Origin of the sequence: Spiroplasma endosymbiont of Amphibalanus improvisus, from assembly GCF_964030645.1 — a bacterium.
Taxonomy (GTDB): Bacteria; Bacillota_I; Bacilli_A; order Mycoplasmatales; family Mycoplasmataceae; genus CAXIPX01.
Window position 1 is genome coordinate 237,494 of sequence record NZ_CAXIPX010000003.1, and the last position, 15,527, is coordinate 253,020.

Consider the following 15,527-nt stretch of genomic DNA (forward strand, 5'->3'; position numbering starts at 1 on the left):
TCTAAGCACAATGACTTAATCATTGACTCCCTTAACTTCTTCTTCGTCAATTTTAGTTCTATTACGATCTAAATATTTATTTAATTTTACATTGTTTAAAGAACGAATTTTTTCTAACCTTACCCAGATCGGAATCCCTAAAATGAATGGTAATCAAATCGATAACAATAAACCGATCAATAAAGAGAAGAATAAAGAGAAGAAAAAGAATAATGCCATTCCGATAAATACAACTGTAAACAAAATAGAAATTCCGATATTAAATCACAATAAATTTCTAATTGTTAAATTAGCTGTTTTATACAATAAATTTTTATTTTGATCACGCACATAATATTCTTTTTTAATATTTTTAATTTTTTCTTTTTGACTTACAATAAATTCTGCCGTAATTCCTTCATTTCATTTTATTTTAATATCTTTTTTTAATTTTTTAAAATCTAACTTTGGTTTATTTTTCCATTCTGTTTTGATTTTTAATTTTAATTCTTTTCGAGACATTTCAAGAGCATACTGTTTTTTAATATTTTTAATAAATTCTTTCTTTGTTGGTTCATTATTTTTAACCATAAAATCTTTAATTCTAATTTTCAGTTCTTTTCGTTTGATTCTTTTAATAGAATTTTTTGCAGTCTTAATTTCTGTTTTATATTCATATGCATCTTTAAAAAAACTATTGTAATCTTCTTTATCAAAATTCTTTCTAAATTGATTTAACCTTGAAGAGACTAAAACAGAATAAGAAAATGAAAACAAAATCGAAGCCAAGAATGCAACAACCACACTAAATGTTATTGATAATTGTAATATCATTGATAATGAGATTGTTAAGAATAGAACAGAAATCGCTACAATAAAAATGGTGATAAAGTATGATCAATCCAATCTAAATAGAACATAAATAAAAATAATTGCCAAAGTAATTGCCAATGCAATTACAACATCAATCAAATAGTCTCATTCTAACTGCGGAGTGGTATGTAGCATGTCAACCGCATCACTCACTTGCACAACAGTGCCGACTAAAACATTTTCTTTAAAGTGCCTAGCCTCACGATTAGAACTAATATTTGTAACGATTTCATATGTATCCCCTACAGAATTACAACTAAAAATAACATGATCAAATTCATTATAATGATCCATTTGTTCTTGAATTATTTCTGGAAAATCATCAAAATCAACAGCAGGATTTGCAGTGTTTTGTGCGAAAACAAAATTAGTTCCCGGAAGTAATGAATCATCTATTTTAACAGCATTGCACGCAAACATGATACCTGCAATAGCTATTAAAAAAACAACGAGAATGGGAATTAAATTAGACATTTTGTATCAATTAAATCTAATTTTAGGTTGACCATTAGCTAATTTTTCTGTGTCATGTTCAATCATAAAATATGATTTAATTCTTAATTTTAAAGGTAATTTAGAGTTTTTTGATTTTTTGATTTTCTTTTTGGTTTCTTTTTTAGAGTTATTTTTTTGTTCATTCAATGATAATTTATGGTTTGATTCATTATCTGTTTTATTTTTTGAATCACCGTAATTCTTTTCATCTGTTTTAGTTAAAACATTTTTTTCTTCAGAATCTAAAACATCTTCATCATTGACAGGTTCAATAATTTCTAACTCTTCTTCATCTTCGATCAAACAATCTAAACTAATCTTTTTATTATCTTTGGATTTATTGCTTTTATTTTTTGGTTTTTTATTTTTTGTTTTAGAATTCTTTTTAATTTTATCTTGTTCTAAAGCTATATCCTTAGTTTCAATAATTTGTTCAATCGGAATTTGTTCTGTTTGATCTAAAGCTTTATCTAAAGAATAAATGTTTTCTGAATCCTTGGCAAAATTAAATTTCGGAATCTCTACATCATATGCTTTATTTTTGATAAATGTTTTTGAATTTCACACATCTAAAAATGAATAATTATTAAAAATATTCATTTTGTTAAATAAATAAATAAATAAAATTGTTAAGAATAAAACAAACAGAGCACCTAATAACGTTGATAATATTAAGTACACAGAAAAAATGTTGAAAATACCTTTAGAACATCAAAATAGAGCAAAACCAAATAAGGCCATAATTGCAACAGAGTCTAAAATAAAGGGTAAATTTTTCTTAACAGCGATTTTTAAAGAAATATTTGGCAACAGTGATTCGACATACCTCTCTCGTTTATATCGATTGAGTAAAAAGAGCATCCCTGTTTCAATAATGAAAAATGGAATAATGATGCTTATCAAAGAAACTAGTCCTAAAGATGAACCAATAATTGTAGCTATCAATAAAATAAATCCTAAATAAAAAAATGTTGACAAAGACAAAACTAATCCTTGTAAACGATAAAAAACAATTAAATAAATAAAATAAAACCCAAAAGCAATAATGGTAATAATTCCTAATGCTTTTGAAGTTGCTGAATTAATAACAGAAGGAACAATTTTAACTGAATCTATATTATAATTTAAATTAGCTATACCACCTAAGATCATAGAAGTTATTGATAGTGCTGTCGCCTGACTATCGACAGGAAATTGATATGCACTGTCCACATCAAAATCATCGGACATTACATCATCATAATTTAAATAGTAACTTTTAAAAAATTGAGTAGTTTCTTCATTACCGCCAAAATCATTGGTAATATCAAAAATATTTGTTAGTGGTTCAAAAAACGGTTGTAAATAGTCAGTTTCTTTATCTGGAATTAATCCATCAGTTGGATTCGCCTCTAAAATTAAATCATCAACATGATCTTCGGTATTATATTTAGCATGATTACCGGTTCATTCAAAACATTCAGGACCATATTCAAAAATTGTTTGCAGTTCACTAATAGTAAAAGTCCATAAATTACCGTTCCGAACTATAACATTTCCTTCTTTATCAGTGATGCTATATTTCAAAAATTGATTTTCTAATCAATTTTTTTGTGCAGTATTTGCCCGCGGTCAAACTGCACCATGAAAAAAATCATCAACTATTAATTCATATTCTTTATAGACATCACCAGAATAAGCATCATAACGTCAAAAATCACCACGTAACTCATTAATTAATTGACCTATGTTGGAAATAAAAAATAATTTAGTTGGTGATGAAGCTGATGAGTCATCGCCAATCACTGTATCATTCCATCCATCGCCCGGTTCTAAATAAACTGTAGGTCTTTGTTGATCATCGACAGTTGCATGCACACTTGAAAAAATACTGTTTAATCCTATTTTTGTAGTTGGTTGATCCCTTGGTATTGCACAATCATTACCATCTTGATCAAGAATTGTAACTGAACCTGAACCTGATACAGCATTTATTAAATTATGTAAATACTCATTACTTGAATAATCTACAGATAAATAAAATTCTTCAACATCATGATTTTGTCGTGTACCAGTTCTTTCTTGTATATAAATGTTCTGATTATTCAAAGGATCAATACGATTACGTAAAATATACATTTTATCATCTAGTGAAACTTCTTGTTCATCATCACTTAAATCTAATTGTGATACAGAAACCTGCATATTAATGTTAGAAGAAAATTCTTCTGTGAATTTAGTGTGTTTTATGTCGTAAGATGTTTCTAAAGAAATTCCGACCAGTAAACTACCAATTACCAAAAAAATTACCAATAATTGTAATCAAATTTTTTTCTTTTTATTTCCATAATTTTTGTCGTTTAATTTTAAATCAACTGAACCAGTAATTTTTTGTTTGGAATTATTAGATGGCTCTATATTAACTTTAAGTTTTTTTGTTTCATTATTTGTTAAATTTTTAGCCATAAATTTTCCTTTTAAGAATAACTTAAATAATTAAAAATATTTATATTCAATACATTAGATTATAGCAAAATTAAAAATAAAATATATTAATTATTATTAAAATAATTTAAAACATCTAAAGATTTAATGTTATGAATGTAGTATGCTGCTTCACTGGTATCATAAATGATTTTATCTTTTAAAACTACATTTAAAAGATATTCAGATAACTGATTGAGATTGATTTTAACATCCATCCTATATAAATTAATTAATTTTAATTCCAACATTTTGTTAATAAATAAAAATAATTCATCTTTAGTCAGCAAGCAATTATTAAAACTCATTTTTTACACCCATTGAAATTAATACTTATAAAAATATTTAACCATAAAAAATAAAAAATTAAATAAAATAATTGTTTTTTTTAAATATTTAAAATTAAATTGGATTTTTTAATAGTTTGATAGCTTTTGAAGTCAATTTACGACCCTTTGAAGTTTTTATTAAATAATTACTTCTCAACAAATAAGGTTCGATTATTTCTAAAATATTATTAACAGGCTCATTTAAATAATTAGTGATTGTGTTAAGTCCTAAAACATAATCTTTACTGTTTTGAAAAATATACTTTAAATACTGATATTCAACAACCATTAATCCGTCAGGAAAAATATTTAAAAATTTTAAGATTTGTTGAGCGCTATTAAGATTTAATTGTTTTAAATTATAAACCAAGCAATAATCTTCTAATTGTACAACCAAATTATTTGCAACTCTAGGATTGAATCTAGTATATGGCACCAAATATTTTAATGTTTCATTATCAATTGCAATATTTTTTAATTCAAATAATTGGGCAATAATTTTCAGCATGTCTTTAAATTCATAATCTTGAAAATGAAAAACACTAACAAATCTATTTAACAATGGTGTTGATAATTTATAAAGCAAGGTTGTTGCACCAATCAAAGTAAAACTTGGTAAATCAATAATAATATTTTTAGTATTATATTCTTTGCCAATAACCATGTTTAATTTATTTTCTGAGAGTACGGGATATAGAGTTTCTTCAACCTCTTTGCTTATAGCATGAATCTCATCTATAAAAAGAATAGACCTTAATTTTAATTTAGTTAATACTCCTATTATATCAGATGGTTTTTGGAGATTAGGACCGTGCAATATTTGATAATCACCTCCAATTGATTTAGCAACAAGTTCTGCAAATGTGGTTTTTCCAATTCCGCTACTCCCAGAAATTAATAAATGTGGTAACGCCTTATTTTTTAATTTTGCTGCTTCTATGGACAAAGAAACTCTTGACTTAAATAAATCCTGACCAATAAATTGCGAAAAATTATTTAACATTATTCTTTTATTCCTTGTATTACAGATTTTAAATATAAATTTAGATCGTTACTTTTTGGCAAACTGTTCATAGATTGATAAATATCTTTAGAATTAAAACCTAATTTTTTCAGACATTCTATAGTACTTTTTTGAACATTGTTATATTTAACTTTAAAATATAATTTATCTAATTTTTCAACAATCGCATGAATATCATTATTTCTTAAACCTTGGATATCTTCTAATTTATTTATTTGTTTATCACGAATAATATTCAATATTTCAAATGGTGTGTATTTATTTAAAATATTTATTGCTTTTTTTAAACCAATTCCTGGAATATCTAAAAAATGTGAAAACATCATTTTGGATTCCAAATTAAAAAAACCTAAAAATAAAAAAGAATTGTTATCTACAAAGACATTATAAATATATAAATTAACATCTTGCAAAATTGACAATTCTTGTTTAGAATCTACTACTTGAACTTCAAAACCAACATTATTAGTTCTAATAATAGCTGTTTTATTATTAATTTTTATTACTCTTCCCGATAAATAACTAATCACTTTTATCACCCCTTATAATTAATTTCAATTCAGGGTAAATAAATCCTTTTCTATAAATTTAGTCACGAATTTCTAACGATTCTCTTAAAGTTAAAATTTGATCTGTCTCTAGAGCGAAATCTGCAAGTGCTAAAGCGAAATTGAATGAAGACCCCACTGAAGCGCCCGTTACAATATGACCATCAGTTATTGCTGCTGAATTATGATCGATAGTGATTTTTTTGTCCAATTGTTCAACAACTGATGGATGTGCTACTATTTCACGTTCATCTAATATACCCATTTCTGATAATAATAATGGAGCTGCACAAATAGCGCCAATGATTTTTTGCTCTTGATTAGCGCGGGAAATTAATTCTCGAACCAACTTGTTTTTACTTAAATTTTTGACCCCATCAATTCCGCCAGGTAAAACAAAACCATCAAAATTTTCAAACTTTAAATCTGATAATTTCATAGTAGTTTTTATTTCTACTTGGTGTGCTGAAATTACTGTTGATTTATTTTCTATATTAACTAATTCAACTTCCTGATCACCGCGTTTTAAAATATCGTAAGTAATAATAGCTTCGCTTTCTTCAAATCCTGGTGCTAAAAATATTGCAAATTTCAAAATAATACTCCTTTTAAATATAAAATATTTGATATATTTTTTAATTTTCAAAATTAATATATTTGGTAACTTCTGCCTTCCTTAAGTCTAAAATTGAAAAAATTAAAGTTGCAAAAAAGATAAAACAGATAATTAAGAAGACCACAACTGGCAATCACCAACTGAAAAATAAAGGTAGAATGAAAGAACTCGATACAGCCAATTGGCCTACTACCAATTCAATTAAAAATCATGCAATAGGAAATCCAATTAAAAACATAATAATCATTATCGGCGGGTAGACGCCCATTAAAATGTCGGCAATTTCTCAATTTTTATAACCTAAAACTTTTAAAGAAATAATTTGTCGTTTATTTTCACTAATAATCAAATTGGTTGACAACATAATAATAACTACAGAAATAAATAAGGAGACTAACCCAAATACAAATAAAACAATATCAATTAATTGTGTAATTTGATTTAAAATCATTTTTTCACCATAAACCGGCATTAACGTTGTGTAACTGGACATACCATAACCAGCCTTATAAGTTAAATCTGCTTCATAATAACCATTTAAACCAGTGGCTGAATCATCTCCGAAAGGTGAGGTTGTAGATATTCCTTGTGTTATATCGACTAGTTCATCATTTTTGGACATCTTATAATTATATATCGGGAATTCTGAATGGAACATATCCAATGCTCTTACAGCCCCTGGGTCACCAGTACTTGCAGCATTAATTAAATCTGATAATTGATCATTTGTATTAATAGCGACCATCGCAGCATTATTATCTGAATCAAGATCTTTATCGGTTCAACTACTTACATCTCCGTTTAATAAACTATGACGAAAAATATCATATAAGGATTGTTGAGATTCTGAATTATCATATTTCAACAAATGATTGGCTACATCATCACTGATATATGCTGATGGTTCACCGTAAAAATCAGCAATTCCAACAACTTCAAATTGTTGTTTTTTATTTTGATTTTCTATTTTTCATGTTCCGTCAGAAAAATTATCATAAGCTTGGCTTGGATCGGCACCTGTTGTTCCAGCATTATAAATATAATTTCCATTATATTGATAATTATTTCAATCTTCAGACTGATTTAAATAATTTTCATTTACCTCAAAAGTAGGAGCGAAAGCAAAATCTGTAGGATCGATATCTTTGTCATTATCTACTGCATTTTCAACAGAATAACTTAAATCAATTTTTGAACCTTTGGTTAAACTAAATTTTTTAGCCAAAGATTGATTAATAATAATAGGATAAACATTTGCATTAGGATCTAAAGGATCTTCTAAATTTAAATTATTTTGAATGTCATTGCCCTGCTGATCTTTTAAAGTGATCATATCAAAATCAGAATCAATTCCATATGTTGAAAAATTAAAGTCTTGATATGATGTATTTAATTTTGTGCCCAAATAATCAGTATCTGGATTAAATGGATTAACTCCAAAAGAAATATTAAATTCTTTATTGTCATCATTAAAAGCAGATAAAATATTTTGTTGGACAAAATAAGGTGACCTTGAATATGTCCCCATCAATACCCCCACTCCTGCTCTAGAGTCAAAAGTATACATATATCATGCCATCATTTTAATTGATAATTCTTTTTTTTCAGATTCACTTAAATCATCAGCTGAACTAGTGATAACTTTTTGATCATCAGCGTCATCTAAGTGATGATCATCAATATCAAATTTATAATGGAACAAATCCGGATCTGAAATGCTACTTATTTTTCCTCATTTTAAATCACCACTTGAAATATCAGGATTTTTTGATTCATCAGTGTTTAAATCTGTAAATTTTTCATTAACAGACATATTTATTGTATTGCGATATTTAATGTAAAAATTACGGTATGTATCATACAAATTATTTAACTCATCACCAGATAAACCTTCAATTACAGAAACCCAGTCTTGTTTAGTATATGATCTGATCGATGGTGATGTTATGCCTTTAGTGGAACTGACATTAGTATTAAAATTTGCATAATCAGGTCAAGCCATTGATATTGTAATATAAGCAACCGCTGGTAATGTTGACATACCATCTAAACTAGATAAAAAGTCCTTTGATAAAATTTTTCACTGTAGATTTGAAATTGTACCTGGAAACAACGAATTAGCTAGAATCTTACTGTAATCAACATTTGCTGTAAAATATTGAGCAGATTGAGTTTGATCATATAAATCATTCAAAATCGATTCATTGGTCTGACGGTTTAAAATCGTATTCCAATTTGGATCTGGTTCTGGATCTGTGTTAGGATCATAAGGATGAACCACATTATCTGGATCATATGTTTTATAGTAAGTTGTTGGTATATTCCATACAGGGTCGGTGTATTCAGTTAAGGTTTTATAGTTAATTCCATCATATGATTTTGTTAAATTATCGGATAATATTTTTGGGAACACGACAGAAATTGACATCAATAACGTCCCTAATAACATAGTCACTGAAACTGCTGACATCTTACCAAGCGAACTCGAAAATACACTAACTTTAAAGCGAGTTTTGAATTTGGTCTTTACAAAAAGCCCTTTAATTTTTCTAGGAACACTACCGAAAGACACTATTTCGGCTGTTTTAATTAATTTAATTACATCTTTTTGTAAATATATGAAAACAACTAAGTTAACAAAAATATATAATAATAAAAATAATCCGAATATATCAACTAAGAAACTAATAAAATCAAAATAATAACTCCCGAAATCTAAATTAAAATAATTTGAAAAAGCATAAACTACTGGAACTTGTAAAATAGAACCAATAATATATCCAATCGTCCCAGATATTAAACTAATAATTAACGGGTACATCACAAAGGGAGCCATTAAACTTTTATTAGACACACCTAATGATTTCAAAACACCTAATTGTTTACTTTGTTTTTGAATTCGCTTTTTAATAACAATAACTAATGCAAAAATGGTAATGATTCCTAACGATAACATAAAGATCAATAATGACATAATAAAGGTGTTCATTGTTGACACAATAGTTGAAGTTCTAGAACTAAATCTATAACTAGAATCATTGACATCAAAAGCAATATCACTATTATGATTATTATTATTAGTAAAATGTTGTTTAATAGTGTTGTTTAAACCCGACAAGTCATTTGTGTAGTTAGAATCATGAAAATCAAGAGCATAACTAATTTCTTGGTTCGCTTGTGAACTGACAGTGAATATATCTTTCGCTATATCGTATTCTCAAATACCATTGCTTTGTTGTGATAACCCAAAATTTTCATATGGTGTGTATGCTACACAGTCATTTTTTTTATCCGGAATAACAGTAGTTTGATCAATTATAGGAGTAGACATATTAGCACTTACACCAAATCCACTCACCATAAAAACATTGTTTTCTTTATAATCAGATGTGTTTTTTCAATTTATAAAGTCATTGTAATTTTTAAAATTATTATCTACTGCTTTTAAATTTGAACCCTTATCATCTGGTATGATTCTGATAACATCGCCAATTTTAATATCATTATTTTTTGCAAATTCTTCATTTAAAACAATTTGATAAGTTTCTAAATTATTATTATCATCATAATATCATTGTCCTTTAGTCATTAACATTTTATCTATTTGTTGTGTCGGTGTATAAGAAAATATTTTTAATATTTTTTCATCATCACCCACAGTAAAAGTTCTTGATTCCAAACGATCAAAAGAATAATTATATGTATCTTCATATTTTAGCAAAAGCGCTTGTTCATTATCAGAATAATCTCAGTTTTCACCACTAGCATTAGCGTTATTTGAATCACTATAGACAAAATCAACTGGATTGTTTAGTGTTGTATCGTAATAGTCAACCATTACATCATGAAGATTAGAAGATTCATTTAGAGCTTTTAAAGAACCGTCAATCCTCACAGAAGTTGCTGAAAAAATAGAAAAAACAATTGTTAATAATAATGTTAATAATATTAGACCTGATAATTGAGCTTTTGAACCAGACATTGTTTTTAAATTATTTTTAGATAATAATTTAAAAAAATTACGATTGGCTTTTTGGCCTTTATTTTTAATATCACTATTATCAAATTCAGAAACTTTATTTTTATTATTCATACTTTAACACCCAATTAATATTAAACATACTAGTCTAATTATAACATATTCTAAAATTAATTTTCAGTTTTATTTTTTTCTAAAATATCTTCAATACGTTTTGCGGCATCAAAGCTTTCATCATATTTAAAAACTAAATCCGGGCATTTGCGAATTTGAATTTTACTTGCTAATTTTGCGCGAATTATTTTACGACATTTTTCTAATTCCTTTTTTATTACTTCCAAAGTATTAGAACCGTTAGTGGGCAAAAATGAAAAATAAATTTTGGCGATGCTATTGTCTCCAGATAATCTTACTTCATGCACTGTGAGCGCATTAACAATCTCATTTTTAATTTCACGTTGCATTATTAAAATAAGGTCTCTTGTTATTAATGATTGTAATCTATCATGTTTCACTGAATTATTCATATGCACACTCCTTTTTCTTTAATTATACCTAATATAAATTATTTTGAAAATTAATCACTTAGTAAAATGTTTTTTAATGACATATTATTTTGAAGCAATATAGTTTCAACATCACCGTGACAAATATGATTATTTTCAAAGGTATAAATTTCTATTTTGTGATTATGTGTTTTATTTTTTAAAAATTTAAGAAAATCGCTGCCTATTCCCACATTATTTAAAATAGGTTCATAAAAAATAACTTTTTTATAATGACTGTTAATAAGAAAATTAAATAATTTAATATTGTGATTACTAATGAACACAGCATTTATTAAATCGTATTTTAAATTATTACTTTCAATAATTTTTTTACCTTCAAGAACACTAGGACCGAAAGTAATCAAGACTTTTTTATTGGCGGTGTTCTTAATTAATAAGATAAAATCACCAATCGATTGAATCTGAGAAGTGCTGTTAAGAGGCAAATCTTCATTGTTATATCTAATTACAAAGGGATATTTTTTGTTATGCATTCCTAAAGTCATTAATTTTTTTAGTTCTAATTGAGTAGATGGTTGGCAAATGATAATTTGATTGCTAATTGATTTTAATAAGGCAACATCATAAATACCATGGTGACTCACTCCATCGTTAAAAGCTAAACCTGCTCGATCAATTAAAATTAATGGGTTTAATTGATTACGAACAATATCATGGACCAATTGGTCATAACATCTTTGCAAAAAAGTAGAATAAATTGCAATAACTACTTTTTGATTATTTAAAATTAATCCTGATGCAATTAAAAATAATCCCTCTTCATTCATTCCAGTATCGATCGCGTAATTAGGATATTTTTTATAAAAACTGGTCAAACACAACGGCGATGTCATTCCTGCATTTAAAACATAAAATTTTATGTTTTTAAAAATATCCAATAAATAACTGTTAACTAAAAAACATGGTTTTAATTCAAAGTTCTCATTTTTTAAACTCACTTTATGAAAATTAGTGGGCGACGCTTTTACATTTAAACCATTTCCTTTTATGGTTTTTAAATGAATTAATTTATTCGATACTTTCGGTAACATTCAAACTTTTTTTAAATCTAAAAAATTATGGCCGTCATAAGGACCAAAATAATTTAAATTAAAAGCTTGCGAAATTTTTTTTAAATTACCTTTTTTCTGTATAACGCTTTTAAATTGGTCTATTCCCATTTGGTTATCATTAACTACAATGGTTAAATTATTAATTGGGTTCATTGATAAATAATTCAGACTAGCTAAATTGATTGAGTTAAAAAAAGACATATCCCCTATTATCACAATTAAATTTTTAACTTGTGAATCAAAACTATAGCCAATTGCTGTGCTTAACGCTGTTCCTGAATGTCCTGCAGAAAAATAATCATATTTACTTTCATTAAACTCTGGAAAGCCGCTGATTCCATTTTGTTTCTTAATTAAATTAAACTTATCTTTTCTATCTGTTAGCATTTTATATATATATGACATATGACCGGTATCAAAAAATATTTTATTATTTTCATCTAAATCAAAGGTTTTTAATAAACTAATAGTTAACTCTAAAACACCTAAATTACTTCCAAGGTGTGCGTTATTTTCATAACAAATTTTTATTAGTTCCTTTTTAATATCTTCTGCTAACAATTTTAAATCCTGAGTTTTTAAATGAATTAAATCTTTTTGATTTTTATAATCCTTATAATTCATGGTTATCTTAATTTTTGTCTTCGATTCTTATTTAAGAAAAAATTGTTTTGGCAAACAAAGTAATTGAAATAAATATTTGTAATCTGAGAGATAGATTTTTCATAATAATCAAAAAAATTTAATTTTAATATGTACAATAATGGTTTATTATCCATATGTTTTTTATTCATTATTTTTAACAATCCGTCAATTGTTAACACAGCTGTTAAAAAATATGCATAATTATAATATTCAATTGCTTTTGGTTTGTTAAAAAAAGTATTGTAAAAAATATTGGCGATTTGCAAATATAATTCATGGTTAATAAAATTTAATTCATCCATTGGTAAATCAATCTTATTATTTTTCAATAATATTGATTCTCAATTATTTTTTTCTTTATGCTCGATTTTTTGTAAAAAATTTTTAATTTTTGTCAAAATTTCTTTTTCATCAATGATTTTATATTTTTGTTTTAAAACATTTCTATAAATAAAATCTGAATAAATTAATTTAATAAAAATAATAGATTCTCAATGATCTTTTACATTCATTTTATTTAAACGTAGTAAATAAATAAAATTATTTGATATGATGTCATATTTATCGGTTTTCTTAAATATTTTATCCATTTCAGAACTTAAATTCATTTCTGAAAGAACATCTTTTATTTTTAAAAATTTTTGTTTTTTTAAATGAGCATCTTCAAAAATTTGGTTTGAACTTGAATTCATTAACATTTACTTTCTATCTATTATTTTATCATTTGATGAATTAGTGCCTAAAATAATAAATAATAATTTTATTTTGAACATTATAACACTTCTATAATATAGATTGAATTAGAAATAATCTGCAAGATATTATTCTGTGGAAAAATCTTTCACTTTGTTTTCTTCAACTAATTTAATTACCCTACTTTTAATATCGTTGATAAAATTATCTGCTTGTTTTGTTTTTTGCATTCCTGCTTCAAATAGTTTTAAGGCTGATTCTAAAGGAATATTATCTTGTTCTAATTGTTGAATAATATCTTTAATTTCATCTACTAATGTTTGATATGAAAATTCATTAATTTCTTGTTTATTTATTGGCATTACATTACTCCTATTTTGTATTTTTAACTTCATTAATTGTAGCTATTGAATGGCCGTCGTACATCTCAATTTTTACTTTTTGATTTATGGTAACTTTTTTAATAGAATCGATTGGTTTATCATCAATATACATAATACTAAATCCGCGTTTTAGAACATTTTTATGATCTAACAATTTAAAACTATTATGTAAATTATTATTAATCTGTTGATAATATTTTAATAAATTATCCATTAACGTGCATAGTAATTTTTGTTGTTGTTTATTTGCTTTACTAATCTTTTCTAAATTTCCTTTGTAGTTATTTAAAAAATTAATTAAAAATTGTTGATACTGGCCTACCTGATTAAAGCGTTTTGACAGTTGATTTTGAATACAGGTTTTTATTGTTTTTTGATTTTGTTTATTTCAAGTTTGATCATTTTTTAGTTTAGTTTTAAAGCTGACCAATTGGTTATTTAAAAGATTTTTAAAATTACCCAATTCTTTTTCTTTTTCTTGGTAAATTCAGTCTAAATTTTTTAAATGATAATTTTCTTTAAAATTAATAATTTCATTTTTATTTTTATCAACTAAATTTTTAATTAAATTAATTATTTTTACCTGCGATTGTTTATTGGAGCGTCAGAGTTCTGATAAATCCGGAGTAATAATTTCAGCTGCTGCTGTTGGGGTGTGTGCAAAACTATCAGCAACTTCGTCAGACAATAAATGATCTATCTCATGCCCGACAGCAGAAACTACCGGGATACGTGATTCATGAATCGCCTCTAAAACAGGTAACTCATTAAATGCTCATAAATCCTCAATCGAACCTCCGCCTCGCCCAACAATTAAAACATCTAATTTTGTTTCTTTGAAATGATTTGCTATTTCAATTTGTTTAGCACAATCTTCACTCGCTCCAATGCCTTGCACTTTGCTAGGGAACAGATAAATATTTGCTAAGGGATATCTTTTTTTAGTCGTTTTTAAAATATCTTGAATAGCAGCGCCTGTCGGAGATGTTACTACACCAATATTTTTAGGAAATTTTGGTAATGGTTGTTTAAACTCTGGTTTAAACCAACCAGCTTTTTCTAGTTTAGCCTTTAACTTTTGTAATTCTAAGTATGCTTCACCTAAACCAGCTTGTTGAATTTCAATAATGCTTAAGTTATAAGTTCCTCTTTGGACATACAGATTAATTTTTCCTTTGGCAACAACTTTATCACCCACATTTGGTTTATAGTTTGAACTTTTATTATTAAATGAAAAAATAATTGCTTTAATTTCAGAAGTATTATCTTTTAATGTTAAATAGCAATGACCACTTTTATGTAATGTGAGATTACTAACTTCTCCTTGCACGGAAATATTAAGTAAATAGCTATCATTTTCTAAGTGGTTTTTAATATAAGAATTTAATTCTGTAACTGAAATGGTTGTTTGAACTGACATGCAACTTCTCGCTATTATATTTTATCTAGAACTGAATTGATATAATTATAATTATCATCTACATTGAATAATTTAATAACTTTCAAATATTCATTAATCACAATATTTTTAGTAATCTTTAAATAATTAATTTCATAACATCCTAAAATTAAAACTGACTTATCTAAATTATTCAATCGATCAAATGTTCAATTATCTCCCAATAGTTTACTTACTTTTTCTTCGTATTGTTCAATATTTTGAAATAATTCTTCATAATCACCAATTCTTTTTTCTGATAATTTAATTTGAAAATTATCTAATAATTCTTGATATGTAATTTTTCAATTATGATTTAGAACATAATGACGATACATCAAAAATGTTAAATATAAACGATTTCTCGTATTTAAAGGTAACTTTTTATAAAGAGTTTCTATATTTTCTCACAAATCTTCAATCATAACTCATCCTTCTTTT

General features: G+C 26.0%; 12 protein-coding genes. All 12 read right to left on the bottom strand.

The genetic code is table 4. From position 1 onward, the window contains the following. Window positions 1-15 precede the first annotated feature (15 nt). Window positions 16-3,792, bottom strand: coding sequence for a hypothetical protein (locus AAHM77_RS01505; RefSeq protein WP_342252374.1), 3,777 nt, complete (start codon window positions 3,790-3,792; stop codon window positions 16-18). An 86-nt stretch (window positions 3,793-3,878) separates the two neighbouring features. Then, window positions 3,879-4,118: a hypothetical protein gene (locus AAHM77_RS01510; RefSeq protein WP_342252375.1), complete on the bottom strand. Its 240-nt coding sequence runs from the start codon at window positions 4,116-4,118 to the stop codon at window positions 3,879-3,881. A 94-nt stretch (window positions 4,119-4,212) separates the two neighbouring features. Next, on the bottom strand, window positions 4,213-5,142 hold the full coding sequence (gene ruvB, locus AAHM77_RS01515) for a Holliday junction branch migration DNA helicase RuvB (RefSeq protein WP_342252376.1): 930 nt from the start codon (window positions 5,140-5,142) through the stop codon (window positions 4,213-4,215). Further along, a complete protein-coding gene (gene ruvA, locus AAHM77_RS01520; RefSeq protein ID WP_342252377.1) occupies window positions 5,142-5,693 on the bottom strand; it encodes a Holliday junction branch migration protein RuvA in 552 nt (183 codons plus the stop codon). The genes ruvB and ruvA overlap by 1 nt, the downstream gene beginning before the upstream one ends. A gap of 58 nt (window positions 5,694-5,751) precedes the next feature. Continuing rightward, a complete protein-coding gene (locus AAHM77_RS01525; protein WP_342252378.1) occupies window positions 5,752-6,306 on the bottom strand; it encodes a DJ-1 family glyoxalase III in 555 nt (184 codons plus the stop codon). A gap of 40 nt (window positions 6,307-6,346) precedes the next feature. Next, window positions 6,347-10,420, bottom strand: a complete 4,074-nt coding sequence (locus AAHM77_RS01530) for an ABC transporter permease (protein ID WP_342252379.1) — start codon at window positions 10,418-10,420, stop codon at window positions 6,347-6,349. 56 nt (window positions 10,421-10,476) lie between these two features. Further along, the gene (gene rbfA, locus AAHM77_RS01535; RefSeq protein WP_342252380.1) at window positions 10,477-10,833 is read right to left on the bottom strand and encodes a 30S ribosome-binding factor RbfA; all 357 of its coding nucleotides are present in this window, start codon (window positions 10,831-10,833) and stop codon (window positions 10,477-10,479) included. A 50-nt stretch (window positions 10,834-10,883) separates the two neighbouring features. Then, entirely contained in the window at window positions 10,884-12,551 is a 1,668-nt protein-coding gene (locus AAHM77_RS01540; protein WP_342252381.1) for a 1-deoxy-D-xylulose-5-phosphate synthase N-terminal domain-containing protein, read from the bottom strand. Between the two features lie 2 nt (window positions 12,552-12,553). Beyond that, the gene (locus AAHM77_RS01545; protein ID WP_342252382.1) at window positions 12,554-13,264 is read right to left on the bottom strand and encodes a hypothetical protein; all 711 of its coding nucleotides are present in this window, start codon (window positions 13,262-13,264) and stop codon (window positions 12,554-12,556) included. Window positions 13,265-13,393: 129 nt separating this feature from the next. Continuing rightward, entirely contained in the window at window positions 13,394-13,627 is a 234-nt protein-coding gene (xseB, locus tag AAHM77_RS01550) for an exodeoxyribonuclease VII small subunit (protein ID WP_342252383.1), read from the bottom strand. Between the two features lie 10 nt (window positions 13,628-13,637). After that, window positions 13,638-15,068, bottom strand: a complete 1,431-nt coding sequence (gene xseA / locus AAHM77_RS01555; protein WP_342252384.1) for an exodeoxyribonuclease VII large subunit — start codon at window positions 15,066-15,068, stop codon at window positions 13,638-13,640. 14 nt (window positions 15,069-15,082) lie between these two features. After that, window positions 15,083-15,511, bottom strand: a complete 429-nt coding sequence (locus AAHM77_RS01560) for a transcription antitermination factor NusB (protein ID WP_342252385.1) — start codon at window positions 15,509-15,511, stop codon at window positions 15,083-15,085. Window positions 15,512-15,527: the final 16 nt, after the last annotated feature.